The sequence below is a fragment of the Streptomyces sp. NBC_01515 genome (genome assembly GCF_045040345.1).
GTDB lineage: Bacteria > Actinomycetota > Actinomycetes > Streptomycetales > Streptomycetaceae > Streptomyces.
This window is the reverse complement of sequence record NZ_CP109416.1, coordinates 6412278-6428735: the sequence shown is the minus strand read 5'-3', so window position 1 is coordinate 6428735 and position 16458 is coordinate 6412278. Positions and strand designations below refer to the sequence as shown.

The 16458-nt window shown below is 68.1% G+C and carries 17 protein-coding genes and 1 pseudogene; 10 read left to right on the top strand and 8 right to left on the bottom strand.

All coding sequences use genetic code 11. The features are described from left to right. Nucleotides 1-155: 155 nt before the first annotated feature. A pseudogene (locus tag OG407_RS29080) lies at nucleotides 156-299 on the bottom strand (DUF397 domain-containing protein); the annotation flags it as partial. A 165-nt stretch (nucleotides 300-464) separates the two neighbouring features. Further along, nucleotides 465-1265, bottom strand: coding sequence for a transposase family protein (locus tag OG407_RS29075; RefSeq protein ID WP_405868660.1), 801 nt, complete (start codon nucleotides 1263-1265; stop codon nucleotides 465-467). 324 nt (nucleotides 1266-1589) lie between these two features. Here OG407_RS29075 and OG407_RS29070 point away from each other — a divergent pair, with 324 nt between their 5' ends. The 3 genes from OG407_RS29070 (at nucleotide 1590) to OG407_RS29060 (ending at nucleotide 3414) form a co-directional block, all read left to right on the top strand. Then, nucleotides 1590-2360 carry a hypothetical protein gene (locus OG407_RS29070; RefSeq protein WP_405862498.1) on the top strand — a complete coding sequence of 257 codons (771 nt, stop codon included), beginning with the start codon at nucleotides 1590-1592 and terminating at the stop codon, nucleotides 2358-2360. Between the two features lie 231 nt (nucleotides 2361-2591). Further along, the gene (locus OG407_RS29065; protein WP_405862496.1) at nucleotides 2592-3056 is read left to right on the top strand and encodes a hypothetical protein; all 465 of its coding nucleotides are present in this window, start codon (nucleotides 2592-2594) and stop codon (nucleotides 3054-3056) included. A gap of 121 nt (nucleotides 3057-3177) precedes the next feature. Next, complete coding sequence (locus OG407_RS29060) at nucleotides 3178-3414, top strand: VOC family protein (RefSeq protein ID WP_200710838.1); 237 nt, start codon at nucleotides 3178-3180, stop codon at nucleotides 3412-3414. Nucleotides 3415-3896: 482 nt separating this feature from the next. Here OG407_RS29060 and OG407_RS29055 read toward each other — a convergent pair whose 3' ends face one another. The 3 genes from OG407_RS29055 to OG407_RS29045 all read right to left on the bottom strand — a co-directional run bounded on the left by OG407_RS29055 (nucleotide 3897) and on the right by OG407_RS29045 (nucleotide 4950). After that, nucleotides 3897-4154: a Scr1 family TA system antitoxin-like transcriptional regulator gene (locus tag OG407_RS29055; RefSeq protein WP_405862494.1), complete on the bottom strand. Its 258-nt coding sequence runs from the start codon at nucleotides 4152-4154 to the stop codon at nucleotides 3897-3899. Between the two features lie 335 nt (nucleotides 4155-4489). After that, the gene (locus OG407_RS29050) at nucleotides 4490-4615 is read right to left on the bottom strand and encodes a DUF397 domain-containing protein (protein ID WP_405862492.1); all 126 of its coding nucleotides are present in this window, start codon (nucleotides 4613-4615) and stop codon (nucleotides 4490-4492) included. Between the two features lie 17 nt (nucleotides 4616-4632). Continuing rightward, a complete protein-coding gene (locus OG407_RS29045; protein WP_405862490.1) occupies nucleotides 4633-4950 on the bottom strand; it encodes a Scr1 family TA system antitoxin-like transcriptional regulator in 318 nt (105 codons plus the stop codon). On the opposite strand from OG407_RS29045, the gene OG407_RS29040 reads away from it, so the two are divergent. The 3 genes from OG407_RS29040 to OG407_RS29030 are packed head-to-tail and all read left to right on the top strand — an operon-like array spanning nucleotide 4874 to nucleotide 6525. Further along, on the top strand, nucleotides 4874-5275 hold the full coding sequence (locus OG407_RS29040) for an ATP-binding protein (protein ID WP_405862488.1): 402 nt from the start codon (nucleotides 4874-4876) through the stop codon (nucleotides 5273-5275). The two genes, OG407_RS29045 and OG407_RS29040, sit on opposite strands and share 77 nt — an antisense overlap. Before the next feature lie 9 nt (nucleotides 5276-5284). Continuing rightward, on the top strand, nucleotides 5285-6274 hold the full coding sequence (locus OG407_RS29035) for a GNAT family N-acetyltransferase (RefSeq protein WP_405862486.1): 990 nt from the start codon (nucleotides 5285-5287) through the stop codon (nucleotides 6272-6274). Next, complete coding sequence (locus tag OG407_RS29030) at nucleotides 6271-6525, top strand: hypothetical protein (RefSeq protein ID WP_405862484.1); 255 nt, start codon at nucleotides 6271-6273, stop codon at nucleotides 6523-6525. The genes OG407_RS29035 and OG407_RS29030 overlap by 4 nt, the downstream gene beginning before the upstream one ends. A 93-nt stretch (nucleotides 6526-6618) precedes the next feature. On the opposite strand, the gene OG407_RS29025 is transcribed toward OG407_RS29030, so the two are convergent. Next, nucleotides 6619-8067 (bottom strand): M1 family metallopeptidase, encoded by a 1449-nt coding sequence (locus OG407_RS29025; RefSeq protein WP_405862482.1) that lies wholly within the window; start codon nucleotides 8065-8067, stop codon nucleotides 6619-6621. A 66-nt stretch (nucleotides 8068-8133) separates the two neighbouring features. Between OG407_RS29025 and OG407_RS29020 the strand changes: the two genes are divergently transcribed. Continuing rightward, complete coding sequence (locus OG407_RS29020) at nucleotides 8134-8616, top strand: hypothetical protein (RefSeq protein ID WP_405862480.1); 483 nt, start codon at nucleotides 8134-8136, stop codon at nucleotides 8614-8616. 283 nt (nucleotides 8617-8899) lie between these two features. Then, the gene (locus OG407_RS29015) at nucleotides 8900-9400 is read left to right on the top strand and encodes a hypothetical protein (RefSeq protein WP_403592293.1); all 501 of its coding nucleotides are present in this window, start codon (nucleotides 8900-8902) and stop codon (nucleotides 9398-9400) included. 267 nt (nucleotides 9401-9667) lie between these two features. Here OG407_RS29015 and OG407_RS29010 read toward each other — a convergent pair whose 3' ends face one another. Further along, a complete protein-coding gene (locus OG407_RS29010; RefSeq protein ID WP_405862478.1) occupies nucleotides 9668-10390 on the bottom strand; it encodes a pentapeptide repeat-containing protein in 723 nt (240 codons plus the stop codon). A gap of 96 nt (nucleotides 10391-10486) precedes the next feature. Here OG407_RS29010 and OG407_RS29005 point away from each other — a divergent pair, with 96 nt between their 5' ends. Both OG407_RS29005 and OG407_RS29000 read left to right on the top strand, forming a co-directional pair. Then, nucleotides 10487-11458, top strand: a complete 972-nt coding sequence (locus OG407_RS29005) for a zinc-binding dehydrogenase (RefSeq protein WP_405862476.1) — start codon at nucleotides 10487-10489, stop codon at nucleotides 11456-11458. A gap of 140 nt (nucleotides 11459-11598) precedes the next feature. Then, nucleotides 11599-13134 (top strand): MFS transporter, encoded by a 1536-nt coding sequence (locus OG407_RS29000; protein WP_405862475.1) that lies wholly within the window; start codon nucleotides 11599-11601, stop codon nucleotides 13132-13134. A gap of 77 nt (nucleotides 13135-13211) precedes the next feature. Here the strand turns inward: OG407_RS29000 and OG407_RS28995 are convergent, their stop codons facing one another. Beyond that, entirely contained in the window at nucleotides 13212-16436 is a 3225-nt protein-coding gene (locus tag OG407_RS28995) for a Tat pathway signal protein (protein WP_405862473.1), read from the bottom strand. Nucleotides 16437-16458 lie beyond the last annotated feature (22 nt).

Here is a 16458-nt window from a genome sequence, read left to right as displayed (position 1 = left end):
GGCCAGAGCGATCTTCGCGAAGGACACGGCGTTCCCCTTTCTCGGAGTTGGCAACCGGTAGTACGGGGGCGGGAGTTGCCGAATTCAAGAGGGGAGGTGAGGGTTGAATTATGTTCCCTTACCGAATTCCTATGTGCGCGGCACTCCATGGGGGGCGGGTCGATCCCGGCCGCGTCCAGCTCGTCCGTGGTGAACCGCAGCGGCCCCGCGCCGATCCGGGCCAGGGGCACGCACCCTTCGGTGCACGGGCCGCCGCACGCCTTCACGAACGAGGTTCCGCTGAGGTCGAGGGCGTACAGGTCGGTTCCGTCGAGAACTGAGCGTCACCACACCTTCCTGATCGTCTGTCACGGCCACATCCGGCCGCCGCCGTCCCTTGCCGGACGGGAGGTGAAGGAGGAAGGGCCGCATGTCCGTCAGCGAACTCTTCTCGGTAACGCCTCGTGACGTTTTGTGATCTTCGTTCAGGCGGTGCGGCCGCGCTCGAACTGGAGCAGGACGAGGGCGGCTCGGGCGATGCGGGTGATGGCCGCGGGGTCGAGGCTGACCCTGCGCAGGGCCTTGAAAGTGACCTTCAGCAGGGCGTTGGCACGTTCGGCGACAGCGTGGACGCCTCGGACCACGGCGTTGAACGCCTGGTCGGGCTCGGCGAGTTCACCGCCCTTGGGCTTCTTGACCGGGTGGCGGAAGCCGGGCCCGGCGTTCTCGTAGCCGAGGTCGGTCAGGGTAGGGACGCCCAGGGTGGCGGCGAGCCGGTTCAGGGCGTCGACCAGTCCGTGGGCCCGTGCGCAGGTGGTGTCGTGCTCGCGGCCCGGGCGGACCGGGGAGACCCAGAGGGGCCAGCCGTCCGGGGCGACGATGACCTGCACGTTTCCTCCGTGGTGCTTGTGCTTGCCCGACCACCACAGGTCCGCTCCGTTGGGGCCGGCGGCGGCCACGCGGTCGGTGATGATGACCGTGCCGTCCAGGCTGAGGTGGGTGCACCCGGCCGCCGCCGCCCTCTCCAGCGCGATGGGCAGATCGGGCGCGTGGTCGGCGAGCACCGTCAGCCCTTCGTGCAGGTAACGGTAGGCGGTCGGTACCGAGATGCCGTTGTCCCTGGCGAGTTGGACCAGCCGGGTACCGTCGACGAACCAGCGCAGCACGAGCACCGCCTGTTTGAAGACGCCCAGCGCGCGAGTGCCCTTGCGGGTCCCGAGCTGCTCGCGGTGCCCGCGCAGCAGCTTCGCGAGATGCTCGGCGGTCGCCCTGCGGACATCGAGCACGGCGGTGTAGGTGATACGGGACGCCACGTAGAGCCTCTGGTTGTACGGAACGTGATCTTCGCAGACCCGTTCCTACCAGGGGCTTCACTCATGTCTGACACCGAGTCACCATCCCGCCGTCCGGCATCATCACACACCGCAACCGTCACGTTGCCGAGAAGACTTCCATGAGCGCCTTGTCGTTTAGCGAGGCAATGTCTGGAGGATGCCTCGGGCTGATGCTCCGCTGACTTCGGGCGGAGATTGCAACCTTGCAAAACGGAGTTGCCCGGTAGCTCGGAGTGCTAGCTTCCTCATCACGTCCGCGCTCGGGGGAGAGCAAGCATGGCCAGAACTGAAACCTATGTATCTGCAAAGCAGTCCGAAATCGCGGTTATTCTCACTACCGTGGTGTCCGCAGGGCTGGTTATCTTTTTCGGCTGGATCGCTGACGCTTCGTACTGGTTCACCGTTCCCGTTGGCGTTCTGTTCGGTCTGCTCGCATTCGCGTGCTCGGCAATCTTGCTCGGTACCGCGTCAACGCAATTCGACCCCCGCCGTGAAGACCAGCTGCTCAATGAACTCCGAGGCGATGATCGTCAGCTAGGGATGTTGTCCGAGCTGAATCGTCAAGAAGTTCTCCGATATCACGACATCGTCACCAAGCAAGCTGACCACTCATTCCGGTCGGGCCAGTTGGCTGCGACGGCGGGTCTAGTGGCAGTAGGTGTATGCCTGTGGGTCGGCCTCCAATATGATGGCCCTAATGCGAAAGCGTTTAGCGGTGTTATTGCCGCCATCTCCACCGCCGTAGCTGCTTACATCAATCGCACCTACATGCGCATGTATGAGAAGTCCATCGATCAACTGAGTCGGTATTTCGATCAGCCTGTCGTTACCGGGTATTACCTGACGGCGGAACGGATGGCGAAAACAGATCTACAAGAGGGTCTTCGTCAGCGAATCATTGAATCTGTTCTTGAGACCGCAATGCACATCACCAAAAGGGAGTCCGATGCTCCGCCTGCTAAAAGAGAGGGCTCTCGGGAACAAGGTGAGGTGGAGGGAGCCTCCAGCAAAGCGGATGCAGGAGAGGGGGGTAGCGCACCAGCGTGAGACTGGCATGCGAGCGGTCCGCGCGCTGCCTGAGTGAACCGGGTTGCGTGGCGGCCGGCGCGTGCTTCGTCTATTTCTACGGGCTCGCCGCCAGCGGATGGGAGGAACGGCCAATTCCGCGACTGGGAACCGGACAAACAGCGGAAAGTTCAGGCCACGGATCTTGTGTGGCGCCTGTGGCTCCATGAGGGTGATGGTTCGACACGTGTTCGATTCTTCTTAGGGGGAGAAATGAAGGCGCGTTTTATCGTCCCACTTCTCGCGGCGGGGGCCCTGCTGGTGTCGGCTGCCACGGCGTCGGCTGCTCCGAGCAGCAGCACGGGAAGGGCCGTCGCGAAGCCTGCTGCCTTTCCCGTGTGGTGCACGTTCCAGGGTGAGAAACCGTTCCAGGTCACCCAAGGCGGTCCACTTTACGCCCAGGGCCATTACACGGGTTGCTCAACTCCGGCACCCGACCAGTGCCGGGCCCAGGTCGATCTTCAGGAGTACGTGCGCGACGGGTACTGGCGCGCGGTGAAGCACAAGGACAGCGGATGGACCAAGTGCAGCGGGCGCTACACCACTCCAGGGCTCACGTGCGTGCATGATGGAGAGAAGGAGACGTACAACACTCAGGTGACCTTGCAGGTCGAATACGAGGGACGCTTCAGCGAACCGGGAATCGCAGACACGAGCAACACCGTGATTGACTGCTGAATTCCGTTCACCCGTAACGGCCTGCCGGATTGATTCGGTAGGCCGTTTTCGGCTTCGGTCGCACAGATGAAAGTGAGGCAGCAGCATGCACGTTCATTTTGAAGCAGTAGACCCAGAGAAAATGATCAAGTTCTGGGGCAGCATCCCGGGTTGGGGTGGGTACAGCGTCGGCGAAGCGGAATCTCCGGCTGTACTACCGGTCGTCACGGTCCTCGTCGGAACGATCGCCGAACAGGTTCAGACGCTGATCGCCAAGGGTGCGTCTCTCGTGGAACCTCACGATTGCATGCACGCCCTGATGACGGATCCGGAAGGCAACAGGTTTATGGTGGTGCTCGACCCCGATCACGAGACATGACGTTCTCCAGCGTGGATGTGGCCCGGCGTACGACACTTGGAGCCTCTGGTTATACGGAACGTGATCTTGGCAGATGTGTTCCTGTCAAGGGCTTCATGCATATCTGACGCCAGGTCACCGTCCCGGGCACGCCGGGTGATTCACCCACCGCAACCATCACGTTGCTGAGAAGACCTCAGTGAGCCTCGGCTCGATGCGCGCGCAACTCGACGTTGCGGTCCGACACTGCACTGTGGTCACCCACAGGACGCGCAGCCGGGCTCGGCGACCGGTTCGGCCGGTAGCCTCCGTCAAGCGGTATCCCTACGGTTTCTGTGTCTGCATGGTTGGCCTCCCCGGCCGATCTGAGCGACACAACGACCGTAAAGAGGAGGGAACTTACGGATCCACGATCGGCTGCGACGATCAGATTGCTCGCGTGGGTCCCATAGACGGCGCGTTGGCCGCCAGTTCGGCTCTCGTCGTCGAAAACCGAGAACGACTCAGTCGGCCAGGCGCGTCCGCGAGGAATTCCCATAGGGATTCGGAATGAGTTGCCCGAGTTGAGCGGCCATGACCGTGGAATCCCCTACGACGGTCCGCAGGACCCACTCTTCGATGATGAAGGCGAAGCAGCGACCGCTGTGAACGATTCGCTGACGCGCCATCCTCACTCCGACGGCATCGGCGACGTCCCCTGGAGCGCCTCGAAGCGAAGCGACCGTCGACAGCACCGCGCAGGCATAGTCGGGTGTCCGCAACAACCCGGGGACAACCCACGACCGGTAGAAACGGAACCTCCGTGTCCGCTCATACAGCGGCAGGACGGAGTCCTATGCCGCGTGCCATGGCGATCAATTCGGCGACTTCGTCTTCCGCGCCGCACACGCGGCACACCGTTCTCGATCCTGGAGGACTTCGTCGCCGTCCGGCGAGAGTTCTCCGTCTCCGGCGAAATGCAGGAATACGACGAGGGTGGTCTTGCACACGTCCAAGGCCCCGAGGTGGGTGGGGCGCAGAAGTGTTACAGATTTTGGCGAAGTGTCACATTTCTGCAGGAAGGGTGTGGCGGGGCGTCGGTGGAGGGCTGCACCGCTCAGCTCCGAAGACCGCAGTCGCCGGGGGCTTCACTCTCGCGGAGGAGTATTCGGCTTTCGTGGTGGGCGAGTTCGAGACAGTTGCCGCCCTCCACGCCGGAGAAGGACGACTTCTGCCACTGCACGGACAAGACGGGGCCTCTCAGAGTTCTCGGGCAATGTGGTGGATGAGTTGCCGCGACTCCGCTTCGCTCAACGACGAGCGCTCGGCGATGTCGAGCAGCATCCGGTACTTGTTCAGCCGCACCTCGGCCCCCAGGTAGAAAGATCCCGTAGGACTGTCCAACTGGACAGTGTCGAGCTGGGGTACGACTCCCCCAGCGTACGTAGGGGCGTCCGTCGCCTCGATGAACTCTTCGCAGGTGAAGGGGAGTACCCGTAGCGTGACCGACGACCGCTCCGACTCTTCGAGCAGCCCCAAAATCTGCCGAGACCTCGTCGCCCTCCTCCTCCAGGTCACCGGCCGCACCCACCACGCCGACACCGCCAGACTCCTGGTCTCCGAGATCGTCACGAACGTCAACCTCCACACCGACTCCCTCGCCGTACGCCTCGAAGTCGTCCTGCGCCACGACCGCTTACGCGTCTCGGTCTACGACGACGCCCTCGACTCCGACCCCCGACAGAAACCCGGAAACGCATGCGACGCCTACGACGAGAACGGCCGGGGCCTGCTCCTGCTCACCGGACTCGCCCGGGACTGGGGCGGACAACGCGGCGCCACCGCACACGGCACCCCCGCCAAACAGATCTGGTTCGAGCTCGGCGGAGCCCCCGGCCGCTAGCGTGCCCCCATGTTCCTCGAACCGCTCACGCCGACCGAGGCCGGCGCGCTCCCCGGCGAGTTGCTCACCGAGCTGACCGCCCTCTACGCCTCGAACCACGCGTTCCACGCCCTGAGCGGTGACTTCCCGGACCCGGAGGACATCCGGCCCGAGCAGGTGGCGACCGCGCTGGCCGACGAACTGGCCGACCCGGACGTCGAGGTACTGCTCGCCCGCAGCGCCGGGCGGCTCGTCGGGATCGCGATCACCCTCGGGACGCATCCCGACCCGGACGACGAAGACCCCTGGATCGGGCTGCTGATGATCGACGCAACGCAGCAACAACAGGGACACGGACGACAGTTGGCGTCCCTCGTCGAGGACCGTCTCCGCGAGGCCGGCCGAACCGCCGTACGCCTCGCCGTCCTTGACAACAACCCCGACGGCCTCGCCTTCTGGACCGCCCTCGGCTACGACGTCATCGACCACCGCCCGGACCGTCAACTCGGCCGCCCCTGCGCCGTGTTGCGCAAGCAGCTCCGCAAACTCCGCCGCGCCGCCCGCATCGCCGTACTCGACCCCGCCGGCTCCGTCTTTCTCTTCCTGCACGACGACTCCGCGAACGGCACCTTCTGGGCGCTGCCCGGCGGCGGCATCGAGGGAGACGAGACCCCGCGCGAGGGCGCCCTGCGCGAACTCCGCGAGGAGACCGGCTGGACCGACCTGACCACCGGCCCCCTGCTCTGCACCCGGGAACGCGACTTCACCCGCGTCGGCATCCACATCCGGCAGCACGAGCACATCTACGTCACCCACGGCCCCCACCGCGAACCCACCGGCCCCGACCTCGCCACCGCCCACGCCGAGGACGGCATCCTCGCCTGGCGGTGGTGGACGCGGGAGGAGCTGCGTGGCGCGACCGAGTTCGGTTGGCTGCCCGAACTCGCCGGGCTGCTCGACGAGTTGGAGGAAGGGGAAGGGGCGGAAGAGGGGACGGGAGAGGAGGCGGGGAATGGATGACCCCGCGCCGGACACCACGGGCCGTTGGCAGCCGGACCGCGATCCTCCCGGATCCCGCCGCCGACCCCACCGCCCGGTTCTTCGGCCAGGACGACACCTTCGGCCAGCTCGCCGACGCGGTCGGGGCCAGTCGGGACACGGTCGACGAACGGGGCGCCGCCGAGCTGCGGATCGCGGCGGCGCGCGCCCTGCTCTCACTCGCGGACCGGGTCCCAGTTCGAGCGCGGCATCACGCGCCTCGTCTCCGGTGAGCGCATCCCGTACGACCGCGGCCTCCAACTCGCCCTGTTCGTAGGGGCGATGAGGACGTACGACGAGCCTGTAGCTGGTGGATCGTTCGTCCGTCAGGGGCGGGCCGGCTTTCCGTTCCCGTACAGCCAGTCCTTCCAGATTTCGCTGAAGTCCTTGCCCGGTGCCATCTTCTCCACGTACGCCGTGAAGTCCGCCGTGTTCGCGTTGCCGTAGCGGTGGGTGGCTGCCCAGCCCTGGATGATGTCGTAGAAACGTGCGTCGCCGACCGTCCGGCGGATCTTGTGGAGGACCATCGCACCGCGTTCGTAGACGGGGCTGTCGGAGATGTGGGCGGCGGAGGTGGGGTGGGCCGGAGGGAAGGACCAGATCGCCTCGTCGTCGGACCTGTCGGCGAAGTAGGTGCCCTTGTAGAGGGCGTCGAAGGTCTGTTGGGCGGTGTCGCCGTCGTGGTCCTCCGACCAGAGCCACTCCGCGTAGGTCGCGAAGCCCTCGTTGAGCCACATGTCGCGCCAGGACTTCGGGGTGACGGAGTCGCCGTACCACTGGTGGGCGAGTTCGTGGACGAGGGTGGCGGTGTCGGGGGCGCCGGGGAAGAACGGGCGGGTCTGGGTCTCCAGGGCGTAGCCCGCGTCGCCTCGGCGGTCGACGATCGCGCCGGTGGAGGAGAAGGGGTACGGGCCGAAGTTGTACTCCTCCCACTCCATGATCTCGGGGATCTCCGCCAGCACCTTGCGGCTCGCTGCCGCCTCCTGCGGGTCCACCGCCACGTACACGGGGAGGCCGTTCTTGGTGGTGGTGCGGGTGATGTCGTAGTGGCCGATCGCTACCGTGGCCAGGTAGGTCGCCATGGGGTGGGTGGTGCGCCAGGTGTAGGTCGTACGGCCCGCTCGGGTCGTCGTTTCCGTCCTCAACTCACCGTTGGAGACCGCCTGTAGCCCCTTCGGGACGGTGATCGTGATGTCGTACGTCGCCTTGTCGGACGGGTGGTCGTTGGCGGGGAACCACGCCATCGAGCCGGTCGGTTCGCCGAGGGCCAGCGCGCCGTCCGCCGTGGGGAGCCAGCCCTCTTCCGAGCCGTCCGGGTCGGTGATCGTCTCAGGGGTGCCGGAGTAGTGGACCGTCGTCCTGAACGTCTTGCCCTGGGGGATTGCGGAGGGTGGGCGGACTGTCAGTTCCTGGCCGGTGCGGGTCCAGGAGGTCTTCTTGCCGTCCACCGTCAGCGAGTTGACCTGCATGCCCTTGAGGTCGAGGTCGTAGGCGGAGAGGTTCTGGGTGGCGTGGGCGGTGATCGTCGCCGTACCGGTCAAGGGAGTTGAGGTGTGAGGGGTATCGGGGGTGTCCGAGGTGCCTGGGGTGTACGCCAGGGTCAGCGCGTAGTGGGTCACGTCGTAGCCGCCGTTGCCCGCCTTGGGGAAGTACGGGTCGGCTACGCCCGCGCTGCCGGCGGTGCCCTGTACGCCTCCTGTTCCACCGCACGCCGTCAGGACGAGGGCCAGCGCGCACGCGGTGACCGTGGGAACAGGCCGTACGGATCGGGACACGTGCGCGATCCTACGAGTTCGGGGCTCGTCGTCCTGGAGTACGGCGGTCCTCGTACGCTCGGGTCCGTGCCCCGTTCTTCCAAGAAGCCCCGCCGACTTGTTGCCGATGGGCGCGTGTATATGTGGTCGCTGCGTCACAGTCACCGTCACAGCGGCAGCGGCAGCGGCAGCGGCATGGACAGGGGCAGGGACAGCGGCTCCGTGGGCTGTGTCCATACCCTCACCCTGAATCCCCGGCCGGCCGGCACCGGCGGGGCGCTGCGCATCGTCTTCGTCGCGGGGCCGGGGCGGTACGTCCCGGGCGGGGCCCCCTTGGGTTCCGGGGATGTGGGCTACGTCCGCGGCGCCTCCCTCAACCTCCACGAACCCGGCGCCGTCCGCGCCCTCCTCGACGCGGCGTCGGCCCGCGGGTGGCTGCCGGGGCCGGGAGAAACGCGGGCGGTGGAGGTCGATGGCTGGGCTCTGCTGGAGGCGGCGGTCGCCGGGCGGGACGGGGACAAGGACGGGGGCGGGGGCGGGGGCGGCGACGGGCACACGGGGGCGCTGTGAAGGGGTTGCTCGGAGGCACTGCGAAGGGTCGCTCCGGCGCCCGTGGAGGGATCACTCCGGGCCCCGTGAAAGGGGATCTCCGGGCCCCATGCGGCCTTGATCCGAGGCCTCGTGCGGGATTGATCCGGCGCCTCCGCGCGAGGTTCCTCCAGGCCCCGTGAGGGGGTCGGTCCAGGCCCCGTGAGCGGGTCGGACCAGGCCCCGTGAGCGGGTCGGACCAGGCCCCGTGAGCGGGTTGGTCCGGCTGCCGTCGGCTCTCCCCAGCCGTGACACCATCTCCTACGTGCTCGACATCGGCTACGCCCTCTCCAACCGCTTCCCCGACCCCCCGCAGACCGACTACCGGCGCGCGGACGTCCACGCGCTGCGGCACGACCTGTTCTGCGGTGACGTGTACCTCGCCGACACCAAGGCGGACCGGGAAGTGTCCACGGCCTGGGGGTGGGTACCGGTGCTCGACTTCGCGTGGGCGCTGTGCGACATCGTGGAGCGGATCGATCAGGACCCGGCGGGGTCGCGGGCGTCCCGGCCGCAGCGGGCGGAACTGGACTTCACGGAGTCGACCGACCGGATGCTGTTCGAGCGGCGGTTCGGGTGGGTGGATGTCGAGGCGGACTGGATGCGGCGGGACGAGGAGGCGTTGACCTTCTCCCACGCCGAACTCCGGCGCGAGGCACGGGACTTCCTGCACGATCTGATCGCCGACCTGGTTGATCTGCACGAGGACCTGGGCGAGAACCCGGCGATCTGGACGTTGCAGGCGAAGTTTCCCCGGGTGCCCTGAGCTTCCTGAACGGCCCTGAACTTCCTGGACGCCCTGAACTTCCCGGTTGCCCTGAGCTGGCGGCACCGTCCCTGGCGGCTACGCCCCCAGACCCCCATCGGCCCTGAAGGGGCCTCGTCCTCAAACTCCCCCAGAGGGGGGACCCCCAACGGGCTGATTGATGCCCCCTGCGTCGAAACCTGTACCCCCTCAAAAGCCGAAAGCCACACGGCTTACTCTCCCCCCTCGGAAAGGGCACCCCTCACAATCCCCCCTTCCCTTCCCCCCTCACCCCTCCACCCGAATCCCCATCTGCACAGCCAACACCGGCGCCAAATCCACCAGTTGCCCCATGCTGATCACCGCCCCCGACAACCGCTCCACCCCCCGCGCGATCTCCAACTGCACCGCCCCCCGCAGATCCACATCCGTGAACGACACCCCCGTGAAGTCCGCCCCCTTCAACGCACAGTCCACAAACTCGACGCGCTCCAGCCGAGCATCGAGAAAGTCCGGCTCGACAAGAACACAGCCCTCGAAAACGACATCCCGCAGCTTCGCCTTGCGCAGATTCAGGTAATCGATCTTGCCGCCCCGGATCACCACCCGCTCCAGCACCGCACCGTGCAACTGCACCCCACCCATCCGCGCGTCGACCACCTCGACGTCACGCAGGGTCGACTCCGCGAGGTCGGTGCCGACACCCCGTATGCCGGTGAGGACGGAGTCCAGCACGCGCGCGTGATGCAGCCGCGTCTCGTCCAGCGCGCAGTCCGTCAGGGCGCAGTCCATGAACCGGGCACCCCCGCCGTCCTGCCCGACGAAGTCCTCGTCCCGGAAATGCAGCCCGTCGTAGTCCCCGTCCGGCTCCAACTCCCCACCCCCGTAAGCCTCCAGAGCCGGCAACCGCACCTCCGGCCGCCGCGCCCCCTTCACTCCGCCCGCAGCACCGCGGGAACCCCCCGTCCCACGCGTGCCACCCGCCCCGCCCGCTGCCGCTCTCCTCGCCATGCCCCCATCCTGCACCCCACCACTGACAATCCCCCTGACCTGCGCAAACCCGATACACCTTGACCTCAAGCGCGCTTGAGGTCGAACAGTGACCCCATGCATGCCATACGACTCCACACCTTCGGCCCCGCCGAGAACCTCACCTACGAAACCGTCGACGCCCCCTCCCCCGCCCCCGGCCAGGTCCGTATCGCCGTAGCCGCGGCCGGAGTCCACCTCCTGGACACCGTTCTGCGGAAGGGAGAGCGCGGCCCGCTGCCCGAACTCCCCGCCCTCCCCACGATCCCCGGCCGCGAGGTCGCCGGTGTCGTCGAGTCGCTCGGGGACGGGGTCGCCGGGCTGTGGCTCGGGAAGCGGGTGGTCGCGCATCTCGGGTTCGCGCCGGGCGGGTACGCCGAGTCGGCCGTGGTCGACGTCGACCGGGTCCACGAGATCCCGGCGAACCTGGACTTCGCGCAGGCCGTCGCGATGATCGGAACGGGCCGTACGGCCATGGGGATCGTGCAGTTCAGCAACTTGGGCAGTGACTCCGTAGTCGTCGTTCCGGCCGCCGCGGGCGGACTCGGGACCCTGCTCGTGCAGTACGCCGAGCGGGCCGGTGCGACCGTGATCGGTCTCGCGGGCGGCCCGGAGAAAGTCGCCCTCGTGCGGGCGAACGGCGCCGATCTCGCCGTCGACTACACGGACCCGGAGTGGCCGGGAAAGGTACGCGCCTGGCTGGGCGGGCGGCACGCGACGGTCGTGTTCGACGGGGTGGGCGGGGCCGTAGCAAGGGAGACCGTCGACCTGCTCGGGCCGAACGGCCGGCACCTCGTCTTCGGTTGGTCGAGCGGGCAGCCGTACACCTCCGAAGCCGAAGGGGTGTCCGAACAGGTGCTGGGGCCCGTGACGATGCGAAAGGCCGGCGGACCGAGCCCCATCCGCACCCTGGAGCTACGGGCACTCGCCGAGGCCGCCACCGGCCGGCTCGTACCGGCCGTGGAACGATTCCCGCTGGCCGGGGCAGCGGAAGCACACCGCGCGCTGGAGAACCGGAAGACCACCGGAAAGGTGGTCCTGGAGCCATGACCACACCGAGCAGATCACCGAGCACACCACCAGGCACACCACCGTGCACATCACCGAGCACGTCAACCGGTCCGCAACCGAACACACACGCGAATACGACTGCGGATGCGATACCCGCCGATTCATGGTCTTCTGACCAGATGAGTGTCACCCAATCAGGTGAATCAGGCGGATCAGGCGGATCCGGAACGACGGCCGGCGGCCCCGATCCCCGCCGCTGGTGGGGCCTGGTGATCATCGCTCTCGCGCAGCTCATGGTGGTCCTCGACGCGACGATCGTGAACATCGCGCTCCCCTCCGCACAGCGCGACCTGGGCATGTCCGACGGCAACCGGCAATGGGTCATCACCGCGTACACACTCGCCTTCGGCGGACTGCTCCTCCTCGGCGGCCGGATCGCCGACCTGGTGGGCCGCAAACGGACGTTCATCATCGGCCTGATCGGCTTCGCGGGCGCCTCCGCACTCGGCGGCGCGGCCACGACCTCGGGCATGCTCTTCGGCGCCCGCGCCCTCCAGGGCGTCTTCGCCGCCGTACTGGCCCCCTCCGCGCTGTCCCTCCTCACCACGTCCTTCACCGACCCGAAGGAACGCGGAAAGGCCTTCGGGATCTACGGCGCCCTCGCGGGCAGCGGTTCGGCGATCGGGTTCATCGCGGGCGGGCTGCTCACCGAGTACCTGAACTGGCGCTGGTGCCTCTACGTCAACATCCCCATCGCGATCATCGCGGTCTTCGGCGCCTTCGCCCTCCTCCACGACCGCCCGGGCCACAGCGGCGCCCGCCTCGACGTACCCGGCGTCCTGCTCGGCTGCGGCGGCCTGGTCGCGATCGTCTACGGCTTCAGCGAGGCCGAGCCACGCGGCTGGACGGATTCCTTGGTCCTGGGCCTGTTCGCGGCCGGTGTCGTCCTCCTCGTCTCCTTCCTGTGGTGGCAGACGAGAGCCCCCAGCCCCCTCCTCCCCCTCCACATCGTCAAGGACCGCAACCGCGCCGGCTGCTTCCTCACGATGGGCCTGGCCGTCATCGGCATGTTCGGCATGTTCCTGTTCATGACCTACTACCTCCAGGTCATCCTCGACTACTCCCCCGTGAAGACCGGCATGGCCTTCCTGCCGCTCACGGTCGCGATCATCATCGGCTCGACCCAGATCTCCGCCCGCCTGATGCACCACGTCCCACCACGCACCCTGATGGTGCCGGGCGCGGTCCTGGCCGCGGCGGGCATGTCCTTCTTCACCCGCCTCACGGTCCACTCGGACTACACGACCGAACTCCTCCCCGGCCTGCTGCTGATGGGCCTCGGCATGGGCCTGATCTTCATGCCGGTCTTCGCCACCGCCACGGCCGGAGTCGCCCCGCAGGACTCGGGCGTGACCTCCGCGACCGTCAACACCGCCCAGCAGGTGGGCGGTTCGATCGGCACGGCCCTCCTCAACACGATCGCCACCACCAGCAGCACGGCCTACATCGTCGCCCACCTCCACACCCCGGCCCAGAAGGCCCTCATCACCAGCAAGGGCATCGTCCACGGCTACACGGTCGCCATCTGGTGGGCCGTCGCCGTGATGCTGATGGCGGGACTGGTCGCGGGGTTGATGGTGACGGCCCGGGCGCCGAAGCACGGGGCCAGGGCGGAGTCGGCGGTGCCGGAGCCGGCGTCGAAGTCCGTGACATGAGCGACGCCCCGGTGCCGAAGCGGCCGGGGCGTCGTGGAAACGGTGGGTGCGTGGAAACGGCGGGTCCGTGAAGCGGATCAGGTGACCGACTTGGTCGCCTTGCTCACCGCCGATCCGTCCGCGTGGCCCGTGCGGTGCGCGACGACCTTCACGGTGATCTTCTTGCCCTTCTGCGCCGACTTCAGCACCAGCGAGGACTTGGTGGCCCCGCTGATCGCCTTGCCGCCCGCGTACCACTGGTAGCCGTACGACGTGGCCGTCGGGCTCCAGCTGCCGGTGGACGTCTTCAGGGTCTTGCCGACCTTCGAAGTCCCGCTGATCACCGGTGACTTGGTCGACTTGGGAGCGACACCCTTGGCGACCGTCGCGGCCGTCGAGGTGCCCGTCCCGCCCGTCCAGCCGCTCTTGGCGGCGGTGACGGTCACGGTGAGCTTCTTGCCGAGTTGTGCCGCGGCGATCGTGTACGTCGACGCGGTCGCCCCGGAGATGGCCTTGCCGTCGGCCTTCCACTGGTAGGTGTACGAGGACGGGGTCGCCGACCAACTCCCGTTCCCCGCCGTGACCTTGGCGCCGACCTTGGCCGTGCCGGTGATCTTCGGGGCGGCCGTGTTGGTCAGGGTGGGCTGGGTGACGGTGAAGGTGCCGCTCCCGTACTCGCAGCAGTTGGTGAACACACTGACGTTCCACGTACCGGTGGCCGCGCCGGTCAGGTCGACGGTCGCCGTCAGGGTCCGGTTGTCCGCCGAGACCGAGTCCGTCGTGGCCGTCAGCGTCTTTCCGGCGAGAGCGAGCCGGACCGTGGCGCCGGCGCCGAGCGCCGTACCGGTGACGGTCAGCTTGACCTTGCCGCCCGCGACCCCGGTGCTGGGGCTGACGCCGGTGACGCTCACCCGGTCCGGGCCGCACAGCACGGTCCAGCAGTTGAACTTGGCGCTGTAGGAGGTGCTGGACGCCTTCTCCGGCATGCCGAGCACGAGCAGGGACGGGCTCGCCGCCGTGGACGTACCGCCGGCCGCGCACTGGTAGCCGCCGGAGGTGGACAGCAGACAGCCGTTGGCCCAGGCGCTGTTGTAGAGGGCGGGCACCGCCGTGTCGGCCGCGCCCGTGGTGTCCGTGATCTCCGTGTCGAAGCGGTCGCTTCCGGCGGTCGGCAGCACCACGCACACCGCGCTGTGCGACTCGTCGAGCGTGCCGGTGAGGCCGAAGCCGTAGGCCACCGACGGGATCCTGGTGCACTCGGGCGCGGGCCCGGCGGCGGTCGCGATGCGCAGGGCGTCCAGGTGGTACGCGGGGGCGGCCTGCAGGGTGGCCGGGGTCTGGACGAGGACCTGGTGGGTGGTGGACCCGGTGACCGCGCAGGAGCGGTTGCGGAAGGAGCACTCGGTGGTGCCGTCGCCGCGCATGACGGCGATGTTCGCGGTGCCGAGCGCGTCCCGTACGTCCACCTGCACGACGTCCGTGGCCGCGTCCGTGGTGATCTGGTGGCAGCGCAGGGTGCCGGGGGCGTCGTAGGAGCCCTTGACGGACGGGCCGCCGACCTTCTGTTCCGGTGTCGGCGTGCAGCCCGCCGAGGCGGCGGTCGCGGTGATGTCGCGCCGGGTCAGGGTGTAGGAGGCGGGCAGGTCGCGGCCGGTGAACAGGACGGTGTGCGCCTTGCCCGGGGTCAGGGAGCAGACCGTCCAGCCGTTGGTGGTCGGGAGGCGGTCGCAGACCTGCTTGCCGGTGGAGTCCAGCACGGTGAACTTCGCGAGGGTCGTGCCGGAGGTGGCGACCAGTTGGAGGACCTCCGCGTTCGTGTGCGCGTCCGCCGGGATGCTCAGGCACTGCGAGAAGGTGCCGTCGCCGGTGGTGAGCGTGGCCTTCGCGCCGGTGGCGGAGAAGCTGCCGGCGGGCAGCACCGGGCAGTCGTTCGCCGCGTCCGTGCGGTAGAAGGCGATCCCGTACGGGCCGGTCGCGCCGTCGGAGGCGTGGACCAGCGCGCGGTAGGGCGCCGTACCGGTCAGGGCGCAGGTGCCCGAGGACAGGGCGGACGAGCCGCACTGCGCGGTGCCGTTGCGGTCGAGGACCTCGACGTCGGCGTCGACGCCGGATGCGATGAGCGGGGTCAGCGCGGCGATCGAGGCACCCTGCGGAGCGTCCAGCGTGAGGCAGTCGTACTGCCCGGCCGTGGTGAACTCGCCCTTGTACAGGCCCGTTCGGACCGGCACGCACCCGGTGGAGGAGGTGCGGTCGAGGACGATCAGGCCGTCCTTGGTGTCGTTGAAGGGGTACGAGCCGTCGAGGACCGCGGTGTACGTGCCCGCGCCGGGCACCTTGCACGGGTCGGTGGAGGACTGGCACACGGTCTTGCCCGAGGCGTCGTACACGCGCGCGGGGCCGCTCTCGCCGCTCTCGCTCACGTAGTGGACGGTGTACGGGCCCGCCGCGCCGGCCGTGAACGTGTAGCAGGGGTTCGTCGTCAGGTCCTGGCCGGCCAGCGGGCCGTAGGAGCGGACGGGAGCCGTGGTGCAGCCCTGCGGGTCGTTCAGCCGGCGGGTCTTCACCGCGAAGTCGGCGGGGAAGCCGTTCTCCCCGTACGACACCCGGGAGACGACCCGGTAGGGGCCCGTGCCGTCGGCGGGCAGGACGCAGCTGTCCTCGCCGTCCTCCGGGAAGCGCGGGCAGATCCGGGCCCCGGTCGCGTCGGTGATCCAGGCGAGCGAGGTGCCGTAGACCTTCGAGCCGTAGGTGAGGCGGATGCGGTCGCCCGCAGTGGCCGTGAACGGCGTGCAGTCGATCTCGACCGGGCTCACGGAGGTGCGGACGGCGTCGGGCTGGTCCCACTCGGTACCCACGGTGTCCGCGCAGCCGCGCGTGGAGGCCAGCGGGACGACGGTCACCGTCGTGTTCGCGTCCGACCAGCCCTGGTTGAGGACCTTGAGGGTGTAGGTGCCCGCCGACGGCAGATCGCACCAGCCGTTCGCCGCGTACACGGCGTTGTAGCAGTCGATCTGGGTGCCGTCGGGCGTGAAGACCTGGGGGTACAGATCGCCGCTCGGGTTGTCCAGCGACACCAGATGCAGGCCCGGTGCCTCCGCCGTCACCGTGTAGCAGACGCTCCCGTCGGGCGCGACGGTCGTCTTCGCCGCGGCGTCCCCGGGGTCACCGAAGGGCGCGAGCGCGAGCGGTGCGCAGGTGGGGTCGTCGGCCTGAGCGGCACCCGCCCCGGTCAGCGACAGCAGTGCGGTGAGCAGGGCGACGAGGACGGTGAACGCGGTCAGGCGTCTGTGTCGTGTTCTCGGACAGAACTCGGCGTTGGTCATGAACCCCCCATGAATCAGCGAT